The sequence below is a fragment of the Leifsonia sp. NCR5 genome (assembly GCF_002105485.1).
GTDB lineage: Bacteria > Actinomycetota > Actinomycetes > Actinomycetales > Microbacteriaceae > Leifsonia.
Genome location: NZ_NCSR01000007.1, coordinates 70,434 through 95,137, shown reverse-complemented (window position 1 = coordinate 95,137; position 24,704 = coordinate 70,434). Strand labels below are relative to the sequence as shown.

Here is a 24,704-nt window from a genome sequence, read left to right as displayed (position 1 = left end):
CCGGTCAGCGCGCCGGCGGCGGGGGCGGCGGCGTGCTCGTCGTGCGGTCGCTGCCGCCCATGTCCATCCGCGGCTCGCTGTGGCGCGGCTCGCGGCGGTCGTCGTCGACGGCCCGGTCGGCTGCCGTTGTCCGGTCGGCCTCCACGGTCCGATCCGCGTCCACGGTCCTCGCACCGTTCCTATCCGTGCGCACGTCGGGGTCGACCGCGTCGGCCTTCGTCAGCTTCTCGTCGACCGATGCGCGGGCGTCGCGCGCCTCGGCGGCGTGCGCTTCAGCATCGCGGCGTCGCCGTTCGGCTTCGACCTCCGCCTGCTTCGCGTCCGCCTCGGCCTGGGACGCCTTGGCCTCCCGTTCGCGCGCGGCGAGGTCGTCGTCGCGGGCGGCGACCCGGAGCTCCTCCGCCCGGTGCCGGTCGAGTTCCTGCTTCCGTCGCCGTCCCGCTGTCATGGCGATCACGACGATGATCGCGATCACCACCACCACGACGACGATCAGGATGATCCATCCGGTTGTGTTCATGTCGGGTCATCGTACGCGCGCGGCGCCGGCGGGCTAGTGGGTGGCCCGGATGCGCATCGCGCCCAGGCCCCCACCGCCGCTCAGTTCAGGACGAACCGCTGGGCAGGAGCCCCGTTGCACACCCAGATCCGCAGCGCTGTCCCGTTGGCGGTCGCGCCGTTCGGGGAGTCGAGGCAGTATCCGGATGCGGGGTTCAGCAGAGCCCCGTTGGCCTGCGGCACCCAGTGCTGGCCGCCGACGTTGTTGCAGTCGTACAGTTCGACGCCGGTGCCCATCACCGTGGAGTTGCCGTCGATGTCGAGGCAGCGGCCGATGGTCCGCACGCTCTGGTCGGCGGGGTTGTACGTCCACTGCTGGTCGCGCGCCTCCGCCCGGCCGCCCGGCGCGCCCGTGACCACGTTCTGGCAGGTCCAGAGCTGCACGACCCCTCCGTTGCCGTTCACGTCGTCGCCGGCGACGTCGACGCACTTCGACGCGGCGCCGGCCACGGGGTACAGGATCGGGGTCGCCACGGTGAACTTCTGCGCGGCGGCGCCGTTGCAGGTCCAGATCCTCAGCGGCGTGCCGTTGGCCGTGTTGCCGTTCGGCGCATCCAGGCAGAGACCGGATGCGGGGTTCTTGATCGAGCCGTCGGCCTGCGGGATCCACTGCTGGCCGCCAGCACCGTTGCAGTCGTAGAGCTCGACGCCCGTTCCGAGGGTCGTCACGTTGCCGTCGACGTCGAGGCAGCGGCCGAGCGTGTTGAGCGTTCCCTCACGCAGCGCGCTGCCGACCCAGTGCTGATCGGCGGCGAGGGTTTTGCAGTCCCACAGCTGCACCGTGGCGAGGTTGCCCCCGACATCGTCCCCCGCCACGTCGACGCACTTCCCGCCAGGACCGACGATGGTCCTGCCCGGTCCGCCGCCCGTGCTCACGCCCTGGTAATTCTGGGAGACGATGTTCGTCTGCACGGCGTTCTCGGTGGCGTCCGTCGCGTAGCCGCTCGTCATCACGCCCTCGAAGAAGGACTGCGTGCCGCGGTTGGAGTTGTCGCCGCCGGCTCCCAGCCCGATCGAGCCCTCGAGCTTCATCGGCTTCCAGGTGCTGCCGAACCGGTCTGTGCCGTCCGGCAGGGCGCCGTTGTACCAGGTGGAGAGCCCACCGGACTGCGCGTTGCCTCCCTTGAGCGCGAAGGTGTCGACGCCGTTGTTCTTGAGCACGGCGGTGACGAATTTGGAGGCGTTGCCCTGGTTGGGCGTCCACACCGCGGTCTTGCCCTGGAAGACGCCCTCTTCGAGGTCAGCCTGCACCCACGGGCCGTGCCCGGTGGCTCCGTTCGCGCCGAGGGTGGAGAGGTTGAGCGTGTCCATGTGCCCTGCGCCGGTGTCGACGGTGTCGGTCTCGACGTTCCCGAAGTCGGAGCAGCACGCGCTGTTGACGTTCGTTCCGCTGGCGACCATGTACATCGACTCCGGGCTCGCGCCGCGTGCCGTGCCGATGGTCACCGTGCTCGACCGGCGGTATGCGACCCCCGGGGGAAGGTAGAGGCCGTATGCCTTCGTCCCTGCGACCGTGATGGGGAGCGCGCCGGCGTCCGCCGGGGCGTTGGCTGCTCCCTGCTCGCCGGCCGGGGCGGGCGTGAGGTCGTTGTGGTTGGGGGACTGGTCGTACACGATCGGGATGACGCAGGTCGTGCCGGAGCAGAAGTTGTCCTGCTGCGTCGCGTCGGCGTATCCGCCTGCCGAGAGCACGCCGATGTTCCTGGAGGCGCCGTCGGAGGCGCGCTTCACCTGGTAGAGCGGGCCGTTGTACGAGGCGTAGAGGGCGCGCGCCGGGCTGTACGCCGCGACGCAGGGCGTTCCGCCCGCCGCGTAGATGTCGCACGGCCCGTCGCCGGCCGCCGAAGCGGGGGCGGGGGCCGCCAGAGGGGAGAAGACGAGGGCGAGTACGAGGGTGAAGAGGCCCAGCGCGGCGGTGAGATACCGCTTGCCGGTCGTCGTTGAGACGGTGTGCACGGTGTTTCCTTCCTTTCCAGCGTCGTTGCTTGCAGGAGCTTCATCGTTAAAGCATCGGCGAAAACGAGTGCTTTAACGATTAAACAGAGTGTATGGCCCGCGAGCGTCAGCCCGCTACCCCTCCCGTGCCAGCCGGCGCGACCGGGACGACGACCGCGTCGGCCTCCGTCGCATCCTGAGCCGTGCATCCACAGGACTGCCGCAGCACCAGGTCGACGCCCACTTCGTGCCGCTGCCAGCCGTCGACCCCCGCCATGATCGCGAACAGCCGCTCGCTCGCGATCCGGGCGATCCGCTGCGCGGGCACGCGCACGGTGCTGATGCTCGGCGTGGTCACCCGTGCGAGCCCGAAGTCGTCGAAGCCGACGATCGCGACAGCGCCCGGCACGTCGATGGATGCGCTCCGCAGCGTTGTCAGCGCGCCGAACGCCATGTCGTCGTTGGCGGCGACGATCCCGTCGAACGCGGAGACGCCGTCGCCCAGCTCACGCACCGCCGTCACGCCGGATGCCTCGCTGAGGTCTCCCTCGATGACCAGCGACGCATCCTCCACGCCGTGGGCGCGCACCGCATCCAGGAATCCGTCGCGCCGGTCTGCGCCGGTCTGGTGATCGAGCGGACCGGAGAGGTGGAGCAGTCTGCTCCTGCCGTGCGCCGTGATCAGGTGCTCGGTGATCGCACGGGATGCCGCACGGTCGTCGATGCCGACGGTCACCGCCGACGGCAGGTACGGGAAGTTGCCGATCATCACGACGGGCAGGCCGCTCGCGATCAGACGCTCGACCGTCGGGTCGTCGATCGCCGCGCTGGTGAGGATCGCGCCGTCCGCGCTGTTGGAGCGCATGACGCGCTCGTACGCGGCCAGCCCGTGCTCGTTGTCCGGGTTCGTGGAGACGAGCAGTTGCACGTCGTTCTCGTTGGCGACCGAGGAGGTGCCCTCGAGCACCAGCATGAAGTAGCTGTGCCCGAACACGTGCGTCGCCGTGGTGGGGACGATCAGCGCGATGGTGCCTGCGTGCTGGCTGCGCAAGGCGCGGGCGGCCGAGCTGGGCACGTAACCGAGCTCCGACGCGGCGGCGAGCACGGCCTTGCGCGTGTCGTCCCCGATGCGCGGCTTCCCGGCGAGGGCCATCGAGACGGCTGACGGGGTGATGCCCACCTTCTCGGCGATGTCGCGAAGGGTGACGCGCCTGGCGCTCGCCCGTTCTGGCATGTCCGGTTCCTTCCCGTGGGGGCCTCGCCCGTGCGATCCTTACCGTATCTCATGACGGTTCTGCGGCCCCGGTGACGATCTCCCGGATGGTGTGCGCGGCGAGCTTGGGCGTCCTGTCCTCCGTGCAGAGGCCGTTCGCCTCCTGCATCGTGTCGGTCAGCTGCGTGTAGCAGGTGCCGGCGAGCACGGTGCTGGCCTGCACCGCCCGGTAGAGGGAACGCAACCGGTCCTCGAACTGCTCGTGCGTGTCTGCCGTCGAGTACCCCCAGCTGTCCTCCGCGGCCGGGCCGCTCCCCGCGGCGAACTCGATGCCGCCGAACTCCGTCAGCATCAGCGGGGCGTCGTCGCGGAGCGCGTCGGTGAGCACCATCGCCCGCCCGCACGGACCGATGCCGTGCCGGAGGGCGTCGCGGGCTGCACCGTCGAGGTAGCGCGACCGCACCGTCTCCGGATCCGCGTCGTAGTCGTGCACGGAGAAGATGTCCGATTCGAGGTGCTCCCAGCCGTCGTTCGTGATCACCGGACGCGTCGGGTCGAGTGCCCTGGTCAGGTCGGCCAGGCCGCGGGCGAACGCGCGCTGCGCCGGCGAGTGCGCGATGTCCTGCACGCCCCAGCTCTCGTTCAGCGGCACCCAGGTGATCACCGAGGGGTGCGACCGGTCGCGGTCGACCGCGCGCATCCACTCGCTGGTCAGCCGCTCGACCGCCGTCGCGGAGAACACGTACGCCGCCGGCGCCTCCGCCCACAGCATCAGCCCGAGCCTGTCCGCCCAATAGAGGAAGCGCGGGTCCTCGATCTTCTGGTGCACTCTGGCGGAGTTGAAGCCGAGCGACAGGATCAGCTCCACCTCGTGCAGGAGCGCCCGCTCATCCGGTGCGGCCAGGTGCGACTGCGGCCAGTAGCCCTGACTGAGCACGGAACGGAGGACGACGGGACGGTCGTTGAGTAGGAAGCTGCCGTCGCGCGCATCCACCGACCGCAGCCCGAGGTAGCTGTACACGGTGTCGGCGTCGCCGCCCGGTGTCTCGACGGTGACGGTCGCATCCACCAGGACAGGCGAATCTGGTGACCACAGGATGCGGTCGCGGTCCTGCCCGTTCCGCAGCCGGGGCACCGTGATCTGGCCGACATGGCGTTGGCCGCTCACCGCGGTGGTGAGCTCGGCGATCGTCTCGTCGCCCAGCAGCAACCGGATGCGGCAGCGCGTGCCAGGCGCCGAAGGCCGGTTCAGGTTCACCTCGAACGCGACCGCTGCGCCCGGCACATCCGGGGTCAGGTGCAACTGCTCGACGAACACCTCGGGCGTCGCTTCGAGCCAGACCGGCTGCCAGATCCCGGTGGTGCGCCGGTACCAGATGATGTGCGCGTCCTCCTGCCAGTCCTGCTTGCCGCGCGGCTGCTCCACGTCGGCGGCCCTGTCTTCGGCCCGCACCGTGATGAGCTGCACGCCACCGTCGACGATCGCCGTCGTGATGTCGAGGGTGAACGGCGTGTGACCGCCCTCGTGGCTGCCGACCGGGATGCCGTTCAGCCACACGCTCGCGCGGTAGTCGACAGCACCGAAGTGCAGCAGCACGCGGGGCCGGCCGGAGGAGAAGCCCGCTTCGAGCACGTCCTCCCACGACACCTCTCTCTGGTACCAGACCACGTCGTGGAACCGGTCGTCTCCGACCCCGGATGCCGGGCTCTCCGGAGGGTACGGCACGGCGATGGTCCCTGCCAGCCGGTGGCCGGCGGTGTGCCAGCCCTCCCGCTCGCCGACCTCTGCATCGTCGTACGCGAAACCCCAGGTGCCGTCGAGTTCCGCCCAATCCTCCCTGAGCAGCTGCGGTCTGGGCCGCGCGATGGTCAGCGCGCTCGCCCGGAGCGTCCCCGCCACGCTCAGAGCCCTTCCGGCAGTGCTGCCGCTTCGCGCGGGAACGACGGCGCTGCCTCCGTCGGCGTGCGCAGCAGGGACCCGTCGTCGCCCTCGCTCAGCTCGATCAGTCCCATCCTGCGCAGGAAGGGGGTGACCCCGGCTGCCGGGTCGGCGAACGTCTCCGATGTCGCGTCGTGCGAGGTCTCCGGATGCAGCACGAACTCCTCGACGTTGCGCCCACCGGAGGCGAACGACCAGTCGACGAAGTCGAGCAGCGGCCACCAGGTGAGGCCGCGGATGTCCACGCCCTCCCCGTGCAGCGTGCGCACGGTCTCCGTCGCGGCCTCCAGCCAGTCGCGGCGCACCCGCTGGGTGCCCTCGATGCTCGTCTCCGTCACCAGCATCGGCATCCCGTACCGCTCCTCCCAGCGCAGCAGCACCGTGCGGAGCCCGTCCGCCCAGCGGTTCGCGGTGACCTGCCTGGTGGCCCCGTCGACCACCTCCAGGATGCGCGGGGTCAGGTCTGGGTAGTAGTTGACGCCCAGGATGTCGATGGTGGGAGCGCCGGAAAGCAGCTCGGCCAGGTGCTCCTCTGCCGCCCCGTTGCCGGTGAGCCAGTCGTGCAGCGGGTGCGCGGCATCCACTCTGCCCAGGATGAGGTCGGTGGGCAGCGTGGACAGCGAGCGCAGCAGCTCGACCTCGGCCAGCAGCGCGTCGTCCGTCGTCTCGTAGAGCTGCGACGCCTCGACGTGGACGACGACGGCGCCGGGGTTCGCATCCCGGATCGCGGCGACCGCCCGCTGCACGCCCCTGGCGATCCCGACCGCCACGGTCGTCCAGCCGTCCCAGCCGGTCAGCGCGGGCGGCCAGACGCCGCGCAGCCCGCAGAACGACGCCGTGGTGATCGGCTCGTTGAGCGGCGTGATGTGGTCGACCACTCCGCGATAGCGTTCGGCGAACGCCCCGGCGAACTCCGCGAGCGCCTCCGGGAACACCGGGTCGGCGAACGAGCCGTCGAGCCAGGTCGGCGTCCCGTAGTGCACCAGGTCGGCGATCACCGTGAGGCCGAGCTCGTTGACGGCGACGTCGATCCGCTCGTCCAGAGCGCTCCAGTCGAAGCGGCCAGGGGCGACGTGCACGAGCGGCCAGCTGACCCCGTAGCGCAGACCGGTCGCCCCGAGCCCGGATGCGGTGGCCAGGTCCTCCCGCCAGTGCTCGTCGTGCCCGGTGAGGGCGAACTCGTTGAGCGCGCCCATCGACGAACCGGGGGCCGGATAGACGCAGGTGTCCTCGATGCCGATCAGCCAGCGCAGCCGGTCGTGGGGGAAGCCTTCGATGAATGTGGTCACTTGAGTCCTGTCGTTGCGACGCCGGCGACAAAGTATCGCTGCGCGAGGAAGAAGGCGATGGCGATGGGGAGCAGCGAGATCACGGCTCCGGCCATCAGCACGGCGTGGTCGGTCACGTGCTGTCCGCCGAACAGCGCGAGCCCGGCGGGGAGGGTGCGCATCTCGGAGGTGCTGGTGACGACGAGCGGCCAGAGCAGGTCGTTCCAGAGCGCGGTGAAGTTGAGCACGGCGACCGTTGCGATGGCCGGCTTCGCCAGCGGCAGGATGATCTGCCAGTAGATGCGGAGGTGTCCTGCCCCGTCGATCCTGGCGGCCTCGTCGAGGTCGCGCGGGATGGAGACGAAGAACTGACGGAACAGGAAGATGCCGAACGCACTGGTGGCGCGCGGGATGATCAGCCCCTGATAGGTGTTCAGCCAGTCGAGGTGGAACAGCTCGATGAACACCGGGATGAGGGTGACCTGGAACGGCACCATCAGCGTGACGAGCACCAGCCAGAACGCGATGTTCCTGCCGGGGAAGTCGATCCTGGCGAGCGCGTACGCGCACATCGAATCGAACAGCAGGGTCAGCAGGGTGGTGACTCCGGCGAAGACGATCGTGTTGAACACCAGCAGCAGGAACGGCAGCTGCTCCCACACGCCCTGGTAGCCGTGCAGCGTCCACTCGGTGGGGAACAGGCTGGCCGGGTTGCTGAAGAGGTCCTTCTCGGTGCGGAACGAGGTGGACAGCATCCAGATGAAGGGGACGAGGGCGAGCACGAGCCCCACGCCGACGAAGATCCACTTCGAGACGTCCGCGAAGCGGGTGGATGGCCGGACCGTGCGCCGGCGCAGCGTGTCAGTCGACATCGTTGTACCTGAAGATTCTGAGTTGGAGGGCGGAGATGACGACGATCACGAGGAACAGCGCCCACGAGATCGCCGCCGCGTATCCGGTGTGGAAGTTCACGAAACCCTCGCGGAACAGCAGGGTGACCAGGGTCTCCGTCGAGAACAGCGGACCGCCTCCCGTCATCACGTAGACCAGGTCGAACAGCTGGAACGACTGGATGGTCATGATGAGCGTCGCGAACAGCATCGTCGGCCGCAGTGCGGGGAGGGTGATGTAGCGCAGCAGGTTCACCGCGCCTGCGCCGTCGAGCCTGGCCGCTTCGTAACGCTCCGACGGGATGCCCTTGAGGCCGGCGATCAGGATGATCATGACGAATCCGGCGTTCTTCCAGATGTTCACGAAGATGATCGTCGGCAGGGCGAGCTCCGGCGACTGCAGGAACCCGACCTTGCCGAGGCCGAGCGCCGACGTGATCCCGCCGATGAGCCCGAGCTCGGGGTCGAGCAGGAACCGCCAGACCAGGCCGATCGAGGTCAGCGAGACGACGGTGGGGAAGAAGAACGCCGACCGGATGATGCGGGTGCCGAGTCCTTCCGCGGCGAGGGCGAGTGCCAGCGCGAGGCCGACCACGACGATCCCGACCACGGAGATGACCGTGATGAGCGTGGTGTGGACGAGCGCATCCCAGAATCGCGGGTCCTGGGTGAGCTTGATGTAGTTGTCGAAGCCGACCCAGGGCTGGTCGTCGGCGCCGATGGTCCAGTCGTGCAGGCTGTACCAGAACGACACCAGGATCGGCCAGAGCACGAAGACGCCGAGGATGAGGAAGCTGGGGGCGATGAAGAGCAGGGCGGGACCTACGCGGAAGCGCCTGCGCCTCCGCGGCTGCTCCCCGTGTGCGGTGGGGCGGGCCCGGGAGCCGTCGTGCGACTCCCGGGCCCTGGTGATGACGGTCATTTGCTGGAGCAGCCCGTGAGTTCGTCGATCTTCTTGGATGCGGTGGATGTGCCGTCGTCGATGCCGGTGCCTCTGGTGAGGCTGCCGATCAGCGGCACGTACGCGTCGGAGTCGACCTGGGTCGCGTTCGGCACCTGCGGGAGGTAGAGGCGGGAGTCCGGCACCTGCGACGAGAACACCTTCACGACCGGGTTGGCCGCGAGCTCCGAGTCGTCGGCGAGGTCGGTGCGCAGCGACGGGAAGCCGGTCGAGAGCGAGAACTTCTTCTGCGCGACCTTGCCCGTCCAGTACGCGAGGAACTCCTGCGCCTCCTCCGGGTGCTTGGTCTTGGCCGAGATCGCGAGCGGCGCCGTGGAGCCGAGGGTCACCGGCTTGCCGGACGCGGCGACGGGCACCTGCACGATGCCGAGGTCGATGCCGGCCTTCTTGTATCCGGGCGCCGCCCAGGGCCCGTTGATCTCCATCGCGGCCTTGCCGGCGGAGAAGAGGGCGTCCGCTTCGGCCCCGGTGAGGCCGACAGGCGAGATCTTGTCGTTGACGACGAGGTCGACCCACGGCTTCAGGCTGTCCCGGCCCTTGGTGCTGGAAAGGACGCTGCAGTTCTTCGCGTCGACGATGTCTCCGCCTTCCAGCCACTGCAGCACCGGCCACATCTGGATGGTGTTGTTGTCGGCGAGCACGAGCCCGTACTTTCCGTCCGTGGTGAGCTTCTTGGCAGCCGCCTTGAGCTCGTCGACCGTGGTGGGCGGGGTGACGCCCGCTGCGGTGAAGAGCGCCTTGTTGTAGTAGAGGCTGAGGGTGGCGTAGTTGGCGGGCACCGCGTAGAGCTTGTCGTTGTAGGTGAACTCATCGACCAGGGCCGGAGCGAACTTCGAGACGTTGATCGTGGTCGCGGAGTCACCGGTCTTGGTGATTGGCAGCACCGACTTGGTCTTGACGTACTGCGCGATGACGTTGGGGTCGGAGGCCGGGGCGGCGATGTCCGGGCCCTGCCCGGTCATCCACGCGGACGGCAGCTTCTGCTGGATGGTGTCCCACGGCTCGGCCGACATGGTCACGGTGATCTTCTTCTGCGAGGCGTTGAAGTCTTTGACGATCTGTTCGTAGCCCGGTGCGTCTCCACCGGTGAATCCTGTCCACACCGTGAGCTTGACGGGATCGCCGGAGTTGGAGCCGCCACCGGAGCATCCGGTGGCGAGCAGGCCGACCGCGGTCGCGACCGCGACGACCGCGAGCTGTTTCTTGTAGCGCATGGAGTCTCTCCCTTGAGCGAAGGTAACGATGATCGGATGAATGGTGCTTCATCGTTAAAGCAGATAGTAGACGACGAAGGCGACAGAGCACAATGCAGTCGATCTGCGGTGGGGGAGAGACGTGACGGGGCGGGGTGGTTGCCGGCAACCACCCCGCCCCGATGGCACTGCTAGGCGACGACCGCCTTCTGGTTCTCGTTCTGGTGGTCGGCGGCCGAGTCGACGCGGATCTTCCGCGGCTTGGCCCGCTCGACGACCGGGATGACGACGCTGAGCACGCCGTTGTCGTAGCTGGCGCTGATGCGCTCAGCATCGACGTCGTCGCCGATGGTGAACTGGCGCAGGTATGAACCGAACGGCCGCTCCTGGGCCAGCCAGCGCGAGTTCTCCCGGTTGGCGGCCGACCGCTGCGCCCTGATCGTCAGCAGGTGACCGTCGACGTCCACGTCGACCGAACCGGGGTCGACGCCGGGGAGGTCGGCGTTGAGCACGTACTGGTCACCCTCGCGGAACAGGTCGACGGGCATCAGCCGCGGCTGCCTGCTGGTGTCGAACACGCTCTGGGCGATCCTGTCCAGCTGGCTGAAAGGATCAAATGACATCGACATGGTGAGATTCTCCTTCCATCGGTGTGGCGGCACGGTGCCGCCGGGTTTTGTTCGTGGTGTCGGCATGGCCAGGCGTCCTGGCCCGGTGTCACGGTGGTGACCGGATCGATGCGCGCGGCTCCGGTGCTCGCGGTCCGCCGTGCGGATGCGACGTCGTCCGCCGATCGGGATGCGCGGCCGCGTCCCGCGACCGAGGGGCGTCGGCCGTCGTCGCCGGCGCATCCCAGAAGCCGGAGACGATCTGCTCGAACTCCGCGTCCACCCACTCCTGATCGGAGCAGAGGATCTCCGCGAACTCGTCCGCGGTCTGCTCGACCACGTCCGCCACTGTCACGGTTCATCACCTCCATACCTGTCGTCGCGTGCCGCCGCGAAGCCGGATGCCGAGGCCCGACTCCGCGACCCAGAGAGGATGTGGATCAGTTGATGCATATGTTTTACAACACTGTTCGATGGCTCGCAAGTGCTCCGAGCGCGCCTCCTCACCCCGGCCGGAACCGGGGGAGAACGCGTCCCTGCGGCGGCGCTCGACGAGCGGGTGTGGGTTCGGGCAGAATGGCGATCGACATCGAGACAGGGGGACTGTGATGCCGACACTGACGGGACCGAAGGTCGAGCTGGGGGAGCTCTCACGGCTCCCCGCCGGACCCATCCTGGTCCGGCTGAGACGCGTGCTGATCACGACGGGCATCGCGGCGGTCGTCTACACGATGCTCTGCACGGGCAGCGTCGGCGCCTGCTCGGACAGCGGCGCATCGGATGGTGTGGTGCAGACCACTTGCAGGAACATCGCGCTGCGCCCGAGCTGGTTGGTCTACGCCGCCTTCGCAGTCATCCTGTTCGTCGTGATCGGCAGGATCGCCCGCAACTCGGCGACCGTCACGGATGCCCTGCGTCTCCTCGACCGCGCCGCCGGGCTGATCATCGCCATCGCGCTCGTCTCCGGCGCCATCGCCCTGACCTGGATGATGCTGTTCCCGATCGACACGCTCGCCGACGGTGGGACGATCGTCTTCCCGTTCCCGTTCGGCTCGCCGGAGCTGACGGTCACGCACCAGCCGTGACGCTCACGCGGCCTGCGGCCTCTGGTCAGTCCGCCAGCAGCATCCCGAACCACGGCTCGACGACCGCGGCGATGTCGTCGCTGTCGATGTCGAGCTCGGGGAGGTCGACGAAGTGCCTGGCGATCGTCATCCCGAGGATGCTCGACACCAGCACGGCCGCGCGCAGGCGGGCGTCGTCGCGGTCGCTCGTGCGCGCCAGGTTGTCGACCCGGTCTTCCAGATAGTCGCGCATCACCGTCGCCGCCTCCGGCGAGGTGAGCATGGAGCGCACGAGAGCCTTCGTGTGCGGCGGCAGCTCGCGCAGCCGGAGATCCAGGACCTCCGCCAGGTGTTGCGGCACCTGTTCGGCGCTCAGGTCGGGCGCCGGCCGGACCGCCAGGGCGAACAGCGCCTGCTTCGAGCCGTAGTGCTGCAGCACGAGCGACGGGTCGACACCCGCGCGCTGCGCGATTCCGCGCACGGTCGCGCCGTCGGCGCCGCGCTCGCCGAATTCGGTCTGTGCTGCCTCGAGGATCTTCGCGGCGGTCGCCGCTCGTCGCTCTGCGCGCGTCATCGGCTCATCCACGCATTCACTCTACAGCGGTTGAGTGAGAGTGGTATTGTTTCACTCAACAATAGTTGAGTGAAACGAGAAGAACATGGACACACACACGACCAGTCCGAACAGGACCGTGCTCGTGATCGGCGCATCCCGAGGGTTGGGCGAGGCGATCGTCGAGGAGTACGTCGCCCGCGGCTCCCGGGTCGTGGGAACCGTGCGCGGCGACGCGCCGACGCCCCTGCATGCATTCGCCGAGCGGGCGGGAGACGCGGTCGAGATCGAGCACGTCGACATCACGAAACGGGACGAGGTGGATGCGCTGAGCAGGCGTCTCTCCGGGCGCACCTTCGACCTGCTGTTCATCGTCGCCGGCATCGCGCTCGTCCCCCGGAACGCCATCGCCGCCGACATCCTGGACGACGAGTTCGAACGGATGATGTACACGAATGTGCTCAGCGTGATCCGCACCGTCGAGGCGCTGGACGACCTGGTCGCGCCGGACGGCACCATCGCCGTCATGTCGTCCGGACAGGGGAGCGTCGCCAACAACCACACCGGCGGGTTCGAGGTCTACCGCGCCAGCAAGGCGGCGCTGAACCAGCTGATGCGCAGCTACGCGGCCCGGCACGACAGCGAGGATCGCACGCTCCTGCTGACAGCCCCCGGCTGGGTGCAGACCGACATGGGCGGCTCGGGCGCGACGCTGCGCATCGAGGAGAGCATCCCGCCGCTGGTCGACACGGTGGATGCGCAGCGCGGCGCGGCCGGCCTGCAGTACCTCGACAGGAACGGGGAGACGGTGCCGTGGTGACCGGGCGCCAGGGTGCTCGGGCGCTTCGGAGAAGTCATTCGTTCTGTGTAGCAAGACCCGTCGAGCGACGGATGAGAGCCACGCAGCCGCCCGGATAGCGTCCGGGTATGCCCACCGTTCCCCTCCGCACCGCCGTGCTCGCCGCCCTCCCGACCGTGCCGCAGCGTGTGCTGTTCGCGTCCGCCGTCGCCCTCAGTGCGCTCGTGCTGGTGATGCCGTTCCCCGGAAGCCTGAGCGTCGTCGCCACCAGGTGGCTCGTCGCCGTCTCGGCGGGCGTGCCCGGCGTGGGCCTCCTCTCGGAGGTTGCGCTGGTGGCGCTCGCCGCCGGAGTGGCCGCAGCCATCGTCCTGAGCTGGCGGCGGCAACCGGCCGCCCGGGTCCGCGTGGTCGCCCTGGTCGTCTCGGTCGGGATCGCGTACGCGGCGAGCGAGTCGATCAAGCTGCTCGTCACGGAGCTGCGCCCCTGTCAGCGGTGGCCGCTGGCGGAGGAGTGCGCGCCGCTCGGCGACTGGTCGTTCCCGTCGAACCACGCGACGCTCGCCTTCGCGGCCGCCGCCGTCATCGCAGTGCTGTCCCGCCGGTTCGCCGTGATGGCTGCGGCCTTCGGATGCGCCGCGATTGTCGCGTTCGACCGGGTCGCGCAGGGCGCCCACTACATCCACGACGTCGCGGCCGGCGCGGTTCTCGGCCTCGGGATGGTCGTGGTCGCCCTGGTCTGCGCCGCCCTGTTTCTGCGCTTGAGGCCGTCCGCCCGTCAGCGCGACCGGGATGCGAGCACGTAGGCCGGCACTGCGACCGCGGCCACCACGATGTGCATCGCCACCAGCGCGAGGATCGCGGTGCCCGTCGCGCCCGGCATGAACTGGAGTACCGCCAGCAGGATGTCCGGGATGAACGACAGCAGCAGGACCACGGGGACGAGGATGGTGAGCGCCCTGCGCGGATTGCGCGCGTGACGTTCCACCAGGCGCCAGCCGATCCACCCCGCCAGGACGCCGAGGATCGTCATCGAGACGTACGCGGGCACGGAGAGTCCGCCGAAGTCGGCCGGGGCGCCCGCCGCTTTCGCGATGGTCGCCACGACGGCGTTGAGCGCGATCGCGATGGCGACCGCGACGACGAGGATGACCGCGACGCGCGGCTTCGAGAGTGCCGCCACCGGTGCTGCGGTGGCCGAGGTTGTTGCCATGACTCCTCCAAACGGTCGGGGGAACGGGCGCCCATTACGGATACGCCGTTCTCGTAATTGGTTACGGTACTCTTAAGTACCGTAATTCGGCAAGCAATTTACGGGAACACCCGAACCCGGAAGGTAGACTCCTCTCCCATGTCCGCCGACGCGACGCAGCCCTCCGGTCGACCCCGGGACTCCGGGCTCGAGCACCGCATCATCGAGGCGACCCAAGATCTGCTGATCGAGCGGGAGTACGTCGGCACGACGATCGCCGCTGTCGCGGCGCGTGCCCGCTGCGGCAAGTCGGCGATCTACCGCCGCTGGGAGACGAAGGTCGATCTGGTCGTCGCCGCCGTGCGCGCGACCCAGACCAGGCTCGACCCGCAGGACACCGGCTCGTTACGCGAGGACCTCCGCCGCACCGCGATGCACTTCGCCGGCTCCGACGAACGCTCCGGCCGCATCCTGGCCAGCCTGCTCAGCGCCCTCGGCAGCGACCCGGACCTCTATCAGGCCGCCAACCGCGACGTCGGCAGTCCGCCGGCCGCTGCGCTGAGGGAGGTCATCGAACGGTGGATCGCCAGAGGGGTCGTGCCCGCCGACGTCCCGGTCGCCCTCATCGCGGGGCTCGTGCCCACCGCCGCGTTCGGCAGCGTCGTGCTGCGCAAGCAGTACCTCGACGAGGATGCGGTGACCGAGCTCATCGACTGGGTGGTCCTTCCGGCTCTGGGGCAGTCGCCCGGATCGGCGACACGCTCGACCCCGTGAACCGCGGCGTCAGCGGTCGAACTGCTCCCAGTGCCCCTCGCTGATCACCTCGACACGGCCCCCGACCACGGCGATCGCGGTCTGATCGTCGATCGCATACGACCGGCCCGGGATGCGCTCGGCCCAGCGCCGCGCGGCCTCGAGCGTGTTCTCCGTCCAGCCCGGGTAATCCAGGTGCGGGAAGATCGAGAAGTCGACCAGGCCGAGCGTCTCGTCCGGCCCCTCCGGCTGCCAATCGAGGAACTCCGTCCCCACGCGCGGAGTCAGCACCATGCTCCCGGCACTCACTCCCACCCAGACGGTGTCGACGAGTTCAGGCAGCATCCCGGCCAGGCCGGACTGGAGCATCCACGTGGAGAGGAATCTCGCCTCCCCGCCGTCGACCAGCAGCACATCGGCGTCGCGCACCCACGGCATCCAGCGCTCCTCCGCGATGCTCGGCAGTGCCGTCAGTTCGAGCACGCCCACCGACTTCCAGCCGAGCCCGACGAGCCCGCCATCGCCCTCCCAGCGGTCGGCCGTCGACCGCCACACGCTCTCCGGGCTGCAGAGCGGCTGCCCCCACTGCGCAGTGGGGATGAAGAGGGCGCGGCTGTCGGCGATCGGTTTTCCGAGCATCCCGATCAGCGATGCGCGGATGCTGTCGTTGGTGACCCCGCCCGATGTGAGCAGCAGCTTCATCCTCGTCCCCCGTCCGATGCCTGGAATCCTAACTCGTGACATGCCGGCGGAAGATCCAGTCGACGGTGCCCCGCCAGGTTTTCCGCAGCTCGCGGTTCCGGCGCCACTCGCGCCAGGTGAGCCAGATGATCACCACATCCAGGATGGTCAGGACGACCACCCCGACGGACGGCGCCGTGACGAGCTCGTAGATCTGGAACACCACGAACACACCGAGCGCGGCCATCGCCCACGGGTAGACGCGCCGGGATCCGACCAGCAGCGCGACGACGATCGCCAGCTTCACCACACCATGCAGCACCAGGTAGGCCGCGATGAACATCTGACTCCCGGTGTGCAGGTGAGAGACGCCGTGCACGAGAAGGTTGGCGACGAGGTCGTGCGGATCCTCGGTGAGCTCCTTCGACGTCGCGGCATGGGCGGCGGACTTCACCTGGCCGGGCGTCACGAAAAGCAGCGCGATCCCGCCGATCGTCTCCAGGAGCCCGTCGATTCCTTTGAAGAGCACCCCGACGAGGAACACCAGGTCGAGTACTCGCTCCCTCATCGTTCCCCCGCTTCTCGGATGCGCCGTCAACAACCATTGTCGGCGATCCCCTGGGCGGAGCAGAACGCGCCGTCACACCGCCTCGAGCACAACCGCGGATCCCTGACCTCCACCGCCGCAGATGCCCGCGGCGCCGAGCGAGCCGGCTCCGAGCGCGGTCAGCCTGCGTGCCAGGTGACCGACGATCCTGGCTCCGGATGCTCCGATCGGGTGACCGAGCGCGATCGCGCCTCCGTGTGTGTTGACGATGGCGGGGTCGACGCCGAGCTCGCGTGTCGAGTGGACGGCGACGGCCGCGAAGGCCTCGTTGATCTCCACGGCGCTCAGTTCCGTCGACGAGAGTCCCGCCGTCGTCAGGGCGGCATGGATGGCACGGGCGGGCTGGGCGTGCAGCGAGACGTCCGGGCCGGCGACGAACGCGTGCGAGCGGACGCGGGCGATGCCCGCGATGCCGCGAGCCGCCGCGGCTTCCGCGCTCATCAGCACCACGGCGGCTGCGCCGTCCGTGATCTGCGACGAGTTGCCCGCCGTGATGGTGCCGTCTGCGCCGAAGGCCGTCCGCAACCGGCCGAGGGACTCCACCGTGGTGTCGGCTCGGAGCCCGTCGTCTGCCGTGACGATGACCTGGCCCTTCCTTCCCGGAACGCCGACAGGGACGATCTCCGCGGCCTGCGCGTCGGCCGACACCGCCAGCCGCTGGTGCGACGCCGCCGCCCACGCGTCCTGCTCGGCGCGGTCGAGGCCGAGTCGCGTGTTCCCGTCCTCCGTCGAGGAGCCCATCGACCGTTTCTCGAACGCGTCGGTGAGGCCGTCCCGTTCGAGGGTGTCGACCAGCTCGATCGCACCGTACCGGGAGCCCGCCCGCGATCCCGGCCAGGCATGGGGTGCGAGCGACATCGACTCCTGGCCGACGGCCACGACGATGGAGGCCTCTCCCGCGTCGATGAGCCTCGCACCGGTGACGACGGCCTCCATCCCGGACAAGCACACGGCGTTGAGTGTCATCGCCGGAACGGTGAGCGGGATCCCGGCTCCGACAGCGGTCTGGCGCGCCGGATTCTGCCCCGCCGCGGCCTGGAGCACCTGCCCGGCGAACACCGCATCCACCTCGGCTGCGGCGATCCCGGCGCGCTCCAGCGCGCCGCGGACGGCGGTGGCTCCCAGCTCGGTCGCCGGGACGGCGGCGAACTGTCCGGTGTACCGGACGAACGGGGTGCGCGCGTACCCGACGATGAGTGCGGTCACGCGGACACCACCCCGGCGGAGAAGACGGGCTGCGACTCCGGCAGCGTGAACGCCGCCGCCGTCTTCTCCCGCAGCTCGGCCTCCGTGACGCCGGGCGCCGTCGCCCGCAGCACCAGCCCGGCGGGGGTGACGTCGAAGACGGCGAGGTCGCTGATGATCCTGTCCACGACCCCTGCTCCGGTGAGTGGCAGATCGCAGGTGGTCACGATCTTCGGGGTCCCGTCCTTGGAGACGTGGTCGGTGAGCACGATGACCCTGGGCGTGCCGGCGACCAGGTCCATCGCGCCGCCCATCCCTTTCACCAGCCGGCCGGGGATGGTCCAGTTGGCCAGGTCGCCGTTGGCTGCGACCTGGAGAGCGCCGAGAACGGCGATCGATACGTGGCCGCCGCGGATCATCCCGAACGAGGTCGCCGAATCGAAGCAGCTGCCGCCGTCGAGGAGCGTGACGGTCTGCTTGCCGGCGTTGATGAGGTCGGCGTCCTCCTCGCCCTCGTAGGGGAAGGGGCCCATTCCGAGGAGGCCGTTCTCGCTCTGCAGGGTCACCCGGACGCCCGGCGGCAGGTGGTTGGCTACGAGCGTCGGGATGCCGATTCCGAGGTTGACGTACTCGCCGTCGCGCAGTTCGGAGGCCGCGATGGCCGCCATCTCGTCTCTGGTCCATGCCACGGTCTTCTCCTCCTACGCGTCCGCGGTGATCCGGGGCCGGACCGTCCGCTGTTCGATGTCCTTGACCCGTGGGCGCGCGGTCACCAGACGCTGCACGAAGATGCCGGGGGTCACCACGGCATCGGGGTCGATCCAGTCGTCCGTCACCTGTTCGGCCTCCGCAATGGTGATCCGCCCGGCGGTCGCGACCAGCGGGTTGAAGTTGCGGGCGGTGCGGCGGTAGACGAGATTGCCCTCTCGATCCGCCAGCCAGGCGTGCACCAGCGCGACGTCCGCGACGATCCCGCGTTCCAGGATGTACGGCTCGCCGTCGAACACCTCGACCGGCTTGCCCTCCGCCACCGGTGTGCCGACGCCCGTCTTCGTGTAGAAGCCGGCGATGCCGGCGCCACCGGCGCGCAGCCGCTCCGCGAGGGTGCCCTGCGGGGTGAACTCCACTTCCAGGACGCCGTCGAGGTACTGCTGGGCGAACAGCCGGTTCTCGCCGACGTACGAGGCGATCACCCTGGCGACCTGCCGGTTCTCCAGCAGCAGCCCGAGGCCCTTCCCGTCGACGCCCATGTTGTTGGAGACGATGGTGAGCCCGGTCGCACCTGTGTCCCGCAGGGCCTCGATGAGGTCGGTGGGGTTGCCGCTCAGCCCGAAGCCGCCGACAGCGATCACGGACCCGTCGTGCACCACCTCGTGCAGCGCCTCTGCGGCAGTGCTCCAGATCTTGGACGCGCCGGACACGTCACTCCGTCCGGCGCTCACTTGATGGCCATCGCGTTCGGCGGGGAGCCGACGCCGCCGAGCAGGTTGAGCGGTTTGCAGGTGAGGAGGAACTCGTAGACCCCGTCCGCCGCGCAGTCCGCGGCGAGCTCGTCCAGCTTCCACAGCTCGCCGAGTGCCATGCCGAGGAGCGCGATCAGCGGGCGGTGCAGCATCCCGCTGTGGTCGACCCCGCGGGGCGGTGGCTTCTCGCCGGGGGTGCGGAAGTCGCTGTCCAGGACGGGGTCGGCCTCGACCGCGAGGTTGTCGGCGGCCACGAGGGCGATCTCGTGGTCCCACAGCCAGCGCAGCACCTCCTCGCGCTGTGCGAGCCCGGGCGACTGACGCCACGGGGTCCGCAGCCGCTCCTCCGGCGTCTTCGCGAGGTATTGCTCTGCCCAGCCCGTGCGCAGGAGCAGGAGGTCGCCGCCGTGCCACGACACGTTCTGCCTGGCGGCGATGTCGTCGAGCATCGCCGCATCCACGACGATGGTCGACGCCGGATCGTACGGCTCGCCGATCGCGGTGAAGTAGCGGGGCAGGTCGAGCAGCACGCCCCGGCCCACGATGCCGGCGTCCGCCCAGGTGTGCACCCCGAGCTCGATCGAGCCGGCGGTGTTGTCCGCGGAGGAGAAGCCGTTGTAAAAGCCGTGCTCGGGATGCCCGATGTGGCGCAGGGCGTCGATCTGCGACGACGACTGCAGATAGAAGGAGTCGACGTAGTCGTCCCTGTGCCATTCGTTGTTGGAGAAGATGTGGTGCTCGAGCGGCCGGCGGGTGCCGGTGGGATACGGCTCGAACGCGGTGATCGGGTGGTCGAGTCCGAACCGGCGGCCGGTGCGCACGAGACGCGCGGCGTCTGCGACGCGGTCGGGGGTCAGGAAGTTGATGGTGCCGAGCCGGTCGTCGGCGCCGAAGACGCCCCAGCTCGAGCGGGGAGGAGTCGCGGTGGCGAGCTCGTCATAGGTCGGGATTCTCATGTGGTCGTCCGTCCGGGATGCGGCGGAGCTCGTTGGTGAGCGCCGCCGTCGTGTTCAAGAGTGCGGTGATGATGGGCGAGCCGGCCGTGAGGTCGGCTTGCGGGTCTGCGCCGAGGAGGCCGACGGTGGCAGCGATCCCGTATTCGTCGAAGACAGGGGCCGCGAGGGAGAAGACGCCGCCGGACTGCGGGGTGATGCAGTATCCGGATCGCCTGGCCGTGTATACGGCAGCTTCCAGCTCGGCCCGTTCAGCGGACGTCGCCCCCTCCGTTACCCAGCCGAAGGCGCGCTCGTCGTCCAGGTGGCCGAGGAAGACCCGCGTCTGGGCGGCCGTCGCGTCGAGCTGGGAGCCGGCCCGCACGGTGACGACGGCGGTCCTGCTCCTGTCCTCCTCGACCAGTGCGACGACCGGGCCGCGGGCTCCCCAGAGGCTGAGCACCGCCGTCATGCGGACGGCGGCGCTCAGCTCGGCGAGGTACGGCGGCGCGATCTCGGTCACCCGGCGCCGGGTGAGGGCGTGGATCCCGAGTTGGAGCATGAGCCCGCCGAGGGCGAACGATCCGCGCCTCGCCCCGCGCTCGAGGATCCCTGCCGCAGCGAGCGACGCGCAGTATCGATACGCCGTGGTGCGGTTCAGGCCGAGCCGCTCAGCCACTTCTGCTGCCGTCAGATCGGTCGTGTGCGGACCGAAGAGGGAGCAGATCTGGCCGACGCGGGCGACCGCCTGGATGTCGGATCCGGATGCTTCGCCACTGCCTTCGATGTTCGCCATGCCTGAAGCGTAGTTCAGGGTGTGGACATCGTCGGGGCGGAAAGACCCGAGCGCGGGGCGGGTGATCACCCGGCGAGCCAGGTGGTCAGCTTGGTGGATGTCTCGTTGAAGTTCTTCGCGTACCAGTCGACGTCCTGGAGCACAGTGCCTCCCTTGTTGACCGGACCGTAGACCTGGACCTGCTTGGTGTACTGGTCGAGTTTCGGCTTCGCCTCCTTGTTCACCGGGGCGACGCCGAGCAGCTCGGAGATCTTCGCGACCTGCTCCGGCTCGATCACGCTGGAGATGAAGTCGACCGCCGCCTTCTTGTTCGGCGCTCCCTTGGGGATCGCGAAGGCGTTGAGCGCAGCGACGGTCTCGTCCCAGACGATGGTCAGCTTCATCCCGCTCTGGAGCAGGGGCACCAGCCGGGAGTCCGGCAGCAGGAACATGTCGACCTGCTTGGACTGGACCGCCTGCTGCAGCGCTCCCACGTTGGGCGCGAACGTCGTGACGTCGCGGATCTCGCTGAGCTTGTCGAGCGCGCGGTCGACGTCGAGCGGGTAGAGGTCGTCCGGCTTCACGCCGTCCGCCAGCAGCGGGTACTCCAGGATGCCGTTCTGCAGGTTGGTGACGATGCCGCGCTGCCCGGGGAACCGCTTCTTGTTGAAGAAGTCGGCGACGGTCTTCGGGCCGCCGTTGGGGAAGGCGTCCGTGCGGTACGCGATCGGTGTGGCGTTGATCCAGTTGCCGATGTAGCAGTCGCCCACGGTGCCCTTGACGAGCTGGCTCTGATCGACCTTGGACAGGTCGAGCTTCTCGAAGAGCGTGCCGCAGTTCTGTTGCGCGGCGTACGGCGCGGTCGCCACGACGTCCCACTGCACGGAGCCGCTGTCGACCTGCGCCTTCACCTGGGCGACGTCGGGCGGCGAGGTGTTCACGAACGTGATGTTCGGGTGCGCAGCGGTATATGGCTTCTGCCAGGCCTGGATCTGTGCGTCCTGGCCGGCGCCGCCGTAGCCGACGTACGTGATCGTCGCGGGCGCGTCCGCCTTCGCGCTGGTGCTGCTGGGGGCGCCGGCGCTGCCGCCTGCGCATCCGGAGAGCAGGGCGGTGACCGCGAGTGCGGCGGCGCCGATGGGCAAGGTCCTGGATCTGGACACCATTGTCGTTTCCTTCTTTGTCGGGTGGTGCTGGTGGGTTCGGTGCGGGAGGGGGGTGGTGCGGTGCGCCGCGGTCAGGCGGCGACGATCCGCTGGCGTTCCGGCTTCCACCAGGCGGTCACCTCGTCGCCGAGGAGCACGGTGGAGTCGAGAGCGTCGATGCGGGCCCGGCCGAGCTGTCGCGTTCGGCCGAGCTCGAGCATGGCGGTGCGATAGGAGCCCATGTACTCCAGGTCGCGGACGGTGGCGCGCACGGTGTTGCTGCCGGCGGGAACCTGGGCGGCATCGAGGGTGATGCGCACATCCTCCGGCCGCACGACCACTGCCGCGTGCGCGTTCACGCCGGGATGGTCGGCGACGGTCGCCGGGTCGACCGCCCAGGATTCGCCCTCCCAGCCGACGCGTGCGCCGATGGATGCGTCCGACAGGTCGAAGACGTTGGAGTCGCCGAGGAAACGGGCGGTGAACAGCGTGTCCGGCCGCCGGTAGAGCTGCTCAGGAGAGCCGACCTGCTCGATCTGCCCGCTGTTGAAGAGCGCGATCCGGTCGGAGAGGTTCATAGCCTCCTCCTGGTCGTGCGTCACGAAGACGAAAGTGGAGCCGACCTCGCGGTGGATCCGCCGGATCTCGGTCTGCAGCGCCCCGCGCAGGTTGCGGTCGAGTGCGCCGAGCGGCTCGTCGAGGAGCAGCGCAGCCGGGTTGAACACGATCGCCCTGGCGAGTGCGACGCGCTGCTGCTGTCCCCCGGAGAGCTGCGACGGATAGTCGCCGTCGCGCCCGGGAAGCTGGACGAGCTCCAGCACGGCGGCGACCCGCTGAGCGATCTCGGCCTTCGGGACCTTGCGCTCCCGGAGCGGGTACGCGATGTTCTGCGCCACCGTCAGATGTGGGAAGAGCGCGTAGTTCTGAAACAGCATCCCGAGGTTGCGCTTGTGCGGAGGCAACGATCCGACGTCGGTTCCGTTCAGTGCGATGGTGCCGGAGGTCAGCGTCTCGAATCCGGCGATGAGGTTGAGCGTCGTGGTCTTGCCTGAGCCGCTGGGGCCGAGCAGGGTCATGAACTCGCCCGGCTCGATCGTGAGCGAGATGCGGTCGACGGCCGGGGCGGCATTGCCGTACTGCTTCGTCACGTCCGCCAGCCGGATCCGGGTGCCCTGACGGGCGGTCGTTGCTGCCGCCGACCGAACGGCGGTTTCCTGGGTCGAGAGGGTCAAGGCGGTCTCCTAACGGGTCTTCTTCTTGCGGCTGCCGACGATGAGCGGCACGAGGAAGATGATGGTCACCGCGACGACGACGAGGCTCGACGAGGCGGAAATGGTGGGGTCGAGCTCGAACGTGACGCTGTTGTACATCTGCACAGGGAGCGTCTGGAACGTGGGCGAGCGCAGGAACAGGGCGATCACGACCTCGTCGAACGAGGTGACGAACGCGAAGATGGCTCCGGTGAGCACGCCTCGGCTGATCAGCGGCATGGTCACGGTGAGGAACGACCGGAACGGCGCTGCCCCGAGAGAGGCGGAGGCGCGCAGCAGATTCGCGTCGAACCCCCCGAGCGCCGTCGACACGGACACCAGCACGAACGGCACTCCGAGCGCCGCGTGGGCGAGCACGTAGCCGAGCAGGCTCCCGACCAGGTGCCACTGGAGGAAGGAGATGTACACGGCCACGGCCACGACGATCGCCGGGGTGACCATCGAGATCATCAGCAGCGTGCGCAGGAAGCCGGCGAACCTTCCAGCCAGCCGGTCGAGCCCGACCGCAGCCGCCGTGCCGACCACGGTCGCGATCAGCGCGGCCAGGATGGCCACGAGGAAGGAGTTGCCGAGCGAGGTGAGCCAGATCGGGTCGGTGAAGAACTTCTCGTACCAGCGCAGGGAGAAGTCCGTGGGCGGGAATTCGAACGCGGACGCCGAGCTGAAGCTGAGCGGGATGACCACCAGCGTCGGGAGGATGAAGTAGAGGGCGACGGCCGCACCGATGACGATCAGCCACCAGGGGATCGGGTCGGTCCCGCGGTCGCGGCGGCGCCGGGTCCGCCCTCCGCGGCGCTGCGCTGCCGCGTCGTCGTTGATGCTCGGGGCCGCGTGCTCCTGCAGTGCGGTCATCGCTGCTCCTTCGTTGGGGATGTGCTGGTGACGCCGATCGCCGAGATGGTGCCGCCGAACCTGTTGGCCCAGGCGACCAGCGCGAGCGTGATCACCAGCACGAGGATGCCGAGGGCACCTGCTCCGGCGAAGTCGAGCAACTGCGTGGTCCGCTGGGCGAGCAGTTGGGCGATCAGCGACTGCTGCGGGGACCCGAGCAGCGCGGGAGTGACGTAGAAGCCGAGGCTCAGCGTGAACACCAGGATGAGCCCGGAGACGACACCGCCGCGGGAGAGCGGCCAGTAGACCTTCCAGAACGCCACGAGTGGCGACGATCCCAAGCCGCGCGCTGCCAGCAGCAGCCGGCGGTCGATGGCGCCCAGCGAGCTGAACAGCGGAAGCACCATGAAGGGCAGCAGCACCTGGCTCATCGCGATCGTGACGCCGAGGACGCTGCCCTGGAACGCGATGTCGCCCGCTCCGAAGAACTCGAAGACGCTCTGCACCGGTCCGCCGCGCTGCAGCAGCACGATCCAGGCGTAGTTGCGCGCCATCACCGACGTCCAGAACGGGATGAGCACGATCACCAGCATCACGCCGCGCAGCCGTGGTCCCACCCTGGTCATCAGGTAGGCGTACGGGTAGCCGAGCAGGAACGCGACGATGGTCACGATCACCGCTGTGACCGCCGTCCGGCCGAGGACCGTGAGGGTGACCCCGTCCGTGAACAGTTTCGCGTAGTGGTCCAGTGTGAATTGGGGCGCGCCGAAGCTGCGCACCAGGCTCTGGCCGAGGGGCACCAGGAGCACCACGGCCAGCAGGCCGAGTGCCGGCACCAGGAGCAGCCAAGCCGGGCGCGGCCGCCGTGGCCTCGTCGTCGTCGTCATCCGT

At 69.1% G+C, this 24,704-nt stretch carries 27 protein-coding genes; 4 read left to right on the top strand and 23 right to left on the bottom strand.

The features are described from left to right. Positions 1-4: 4 nt before the first annotated feature. The 10 genes from B7438_RS08120 to B7438_RS08075 form a co-directional block, all read right to left on the bottom strand. Entirely contained in the window at positions 5-520 is a 516-nt protein-coding gene (locus B7438_RS08120) for a hypothetical protein (protein ID WP_085369041.1), read from the bottom strand. An 80-nt stretch (positions 521-600) separates the two neighbouring features. Continuing rightward, positions 601-2,514 carry an arabinofuranosidase catalytic domain-containing protein gene (locus tag B7438_RS08115; RefSeq protein WP_085369040.1) on the bottom strand — a complete coding sequence of 638 codons (1,914 nt, stop codon included), beginning with the start codon at positions 2,512-2,514 and terminating at the stop codon, positions 601-603. Between the two features lie 106 nt (positions 2,515-2,620). Further along, positions 2,621-3,727: a LacI family DNA-binding transcriptional regulator gene (locus B7438_RS08110; RefSeq protein WP_085369039.1), complete on the bottom strand. Its 1,107-nt coding sequence runs from the start codon at positions 3,725-3,727 to the stop codon at positions 2,621-2,623. A 49-nt stretch (positions 3,728-3,776) separates the two neighbouring features. After that, on the bottom strand, positions 3,777-5,606 hold the full coding sequence (locus tag B7438_RS08105) for a glycoside hydrolase family 2 protein (protein WP_179150759.1): 1,830 nt from the start codon (positions 5,604-5,606) through the stop codon (positions 3,777-3,779). Positions 5,607-5,608: 2 nt separating this feature from the next. After that, positions 5,609-6,934: a family 1 glycosylhydrolase gene (locus B7438_RS08100; RefSeq protein WP_085369038.1), complete on the bottom strand. Its 1,326-nt coding sequence runs from the start codon at positions 6,932-6,934 to the stop codon at positions 5,609-5,611. Then, complete coding sequence (locus B7438_RS08095) at positions 6,931-7,785, bottom strand: carbohydrate ABC transporter permease (RefSeq protein ID WP_085369037.1); 855 nt, start codon at positions 7,783-7,785, stop codon at positions 6,931-6,933. The genes B7438_RS08100 and B7438_RS08095 overlap by 4 nt, the downstream gene beginning before the upstream one ends. Next, positions 7,775-8,725: a carbohydrate ABC transporter permease gene (locus tag B7438_RS08090; RefSeq protein ID WP_085369036.1), complete on the bottom strand. Its 951-nt coding sequence runs from the start codon at positions 8,723-8,725 to the stop codon at positions 7,775-7,777. Before B7438_RS08090 ends, B7438_RS08095 begins: the two co-directional genes overlap by 11 nt. After that, entirely contained in the window at positions 8,722-9,978 is a 1,257-nt protein-coding gene (locus B7438_RS08085; protein WP_085369035.1) for an ABC transporter substrate-binding protein, read from the bottom strand. Before B7438_RS08085 ends, B7438_RS08090 begins: the two co-directional genes overlap by 4 nt. Positions 9,979-10,148: 170 nt before the next feature. Beyond that, positions 10,149-10,586 carry an Hsp20/alpha crystallin family protein gene (locus tag B7438_RS08080; protein WP_085369034.1) on the bottom strand — a complete coding sequence of 146 codons (438 nt, stop codon included), beginning with the start codon at positions 10,584-10,586 and terminating at the stop codon, positions 10,149-10,151. A gap of 88 nt (positions 10,587-10,674) precedes the next feature. Further along, entirely contained in the window at positions 10,675-10,920 is a 246-nt protein-coding gene (locus B7438_RS08075) for a hypothetical protein (RefSeq protein ID WP_143465722.1), read from the bottom strand. 253 nt (positions 10,921-11,173) lie between these two features. Here B7438_RS08075 and B7438_RS08070 point away from each other — a divergent pair, with 253 nt between their 5' ends. Next, positions 11,174-11,650 carry a hypothetical protein gene (locus B7438_RS08070; RefSeq protein ID WP_085369032.1) on the top strand — a complete coding sequence of 159 codons (477 nt, stop codon included), beginning with the start codon at positions 11,174-11,176 and terminating at the stop codon, positions 11,648-11,650. A gap of 25 nt (positions 11,651-11,675) precedes the next feature. Here B7438_RS08070 and B7438_RS08065 read toward each other — a convergent pair whose 3' ends face one another. Continuing rightward, positions 11,676-12,215, bottom strand: a complete 540-nt coding sequence (locus B7438_RS08065; RefSeq protein WP_085369031.1) for a TetR/AcrR family transcriptional regulator — start codon at positions 12,213-12,215, stop codon at positions 11,676-11,678. Between the two features lie 73 nt (positions 12,216-12,288). Here B7438_RS08065 and B7438_RS08060 point away from each other — a divergent pair, with 73 nt between their 5' ends. Beyond that, a complete protein-coding gene (locus tag B7438_RS08060; protein WP_085369030.1) occupies positions 12,289-13,002 on the top strand; it encodes an SDR family NAD(P)-dependent oxidoreductase in 714 nt (237 codons plus the stop codon). Between the two features lie 107 nt (positions 13,003-13,109). Then, positions 13,110-13,784, top strand: a complete 675-nt coding sequence (locus tag B7438_RS08055) for a phosphatase PAP2 family protein (RefSeq protein ID WP_085369029.1) — start codon at positions 13,110-13,112, stop codon at positions 13,782-13,784. On the opposite strand, the gene B7438_RS08050 is transcribed toward B7438_RS08055, so the two are convergent. Next, entirely contained in the window at positions 13,757-14,191 is a 435-nt protein-coding gene (locus tag B7438_RS08050; RefSeq protein WP_085369028.1) for a DUF6069 family protein, read from the bottom strand. The genes B7438_RS08055 and B7438_RS08050 overlap by 28 nt on opposite strands. A gap of 138 nt (positions 14,192-14,329) precedes the next feature. Between B7438_RS08050 and B7438_RS08045 the strand changes: the two genes are divergently transcribed. Next, positions 14,330-14,944, top strand: coding sequence for a TetR/AcrR family transcriptional regulator (locus B7438_RS08045; RefSeq protein WP_085369027.1), 615 nt, complete (start codon positions 14,330-14,332; stop codon positions 14,942-14,944). A 9-nt stretch (positions 14,945-14,953) separates the two neighbouring features. Here B7438_RS08045 and B7438_RS08040 read toward each other — a convergent pair whose 3' ends face one another. The 11 genes from B7438_RS08040 to B7438_RS07990 all read right to left on the bottom strand — a co-directional run bounded on the left by B7438_RS08040 (position 14,954) and on the right by B7438_RS07990 (position 24,700). Beyond that, the gene (locus B7438_RS08040; protein WP_085369026.1) at positions 14,954-15,625 is read right to left on the bottom strand and encodes a Type 1 glutamine amidotransferase-like domain-containing protein; all 672 of its coding nucleotides are present in this window, start codon (positions 15,623-15,625) and stop codon (positions 14,954-14,956) included. A 28-nt stretch (positions 15,626-15,653) separates the two neighbouring features. Next, complete coding sequence (locus tag B7438_RS08035) at positions 15,654-16,172, bottom strand: DUF2127 domain-containing protein (RefSeq protein WP_085369025.1); 519 nt, start codon at positions 16,170-16,172, stop codon at positions 15,654-15,656. Positions 16,173-16,244: 72 nt separating this feature from the next. Next, a complete protein-coding gene (locus B7438_RS08030) occupies positions 16,245-17,417 on the bottom strand; it encodes an acetyl-CoA C-acyltransferase (protein WP_085369024.1) in 1,173 nt (390 codons plus the stop codon). Beyond that, entirely contained in the window at positions 17,414-18,085 is a 672-nt protein-coding gene (locus tag B7438_RS08025) for a CoA transferase subunit B (protein WP_085369023.1), read from the bottom strand. Before B7438_RS08025 ends, B7438_RS08030 begins: the two co-directional genes overlap by 4 nt. A 12-nt stretch (positions 18,086-18,097) precedes the next feature. After that, complete coding sequence (locus B7438_RS08020; RefSeq protein WP_085369022.1) at positions 18,098-18,817, bottom strand: CoA transferase subunit A; 720 nt, start codon at positions 18,815-18,817, stop codon at positions 18,098-18,100. Positions 18,818-18,834: 17 nt separating this feature from the next. Beyond that, positions 18,835-19,815, bottom strand: a complete 981-nt coding sequence (locus tag B7438_RS08015) for a cyclase family protein (RefSeq protein ID WP_085369021.1) — start codon at positions 19,813-19,815, stop codon at positions 18,835-18,837. Next, on the bottom strand, positions 19,796-20,587 hold the full coding sequence (locus B7438_RS08010; protein WP_143465720.1) for an IclR family transcriptional regulator: 792 nt from the start codon (positions 20,585-20,587) through the stop codon (positions 19,796-19,798). Before B7438_RS08010 ends, B7438_RS08015 begins: the two co-directional genes overlap by 20 nt. 65 nt (positions 20,588-20,652) lie before the next feature. Next, positions 20,653-21,732 (bottom strand): extracellular solute-binding protein, encoded by a 1,080-nt coding sequence (locus B7438_RS08005; protein ID WP_085369019.1) that lies wholly within the window; start codon positions 21,730-21,732, stop codon positions 20,653-20,655. 71 nt (positions 21,733-21,803) lie between these two features. Then, positions 21,804-22,943: an ABC transporter ATP-binding protein gene (locus B7438_RS08000; protein WP_085369018.1), complete on the bottom strand. Its 1,140-nt coding sequence runs from the start codon at positions 22,941-22,943 to the stop codon at positions 21,804-21,806. A gap of 9 nt (positions 22,944-22,952) precedes the next feature. After that, positions 22,953-23,834 (bottom strand): ABC transporter permease, encoded by an 882-nt coding sequence (locus B7438_RS07995; protein ID WP_085369017.1) that lies wholly within the window; start codon positions 23,832-23,834, stop codon positions 22,953-22,955. Continuing rightward, positions 23,831-24,700 carry an ABC transporter permease gene (locus tag B7438_RS07990; RefSeq protein ID WP_085369016.1) on the bottom strand — a complete coding sequence of 290 codons (870 nt, stop codon included), beginning with the start codon at positions 24,698-24,700 and terminating at the stop codon, positions 23,831-23,833. The genes B7438_RS07995 and B7438_RS07990 overlap by 4 nt, the downstream gene beginning before the upstream one ends. Between the last annotated feature and the right edge of the window lie 4 nt (positions 24,701-24,704).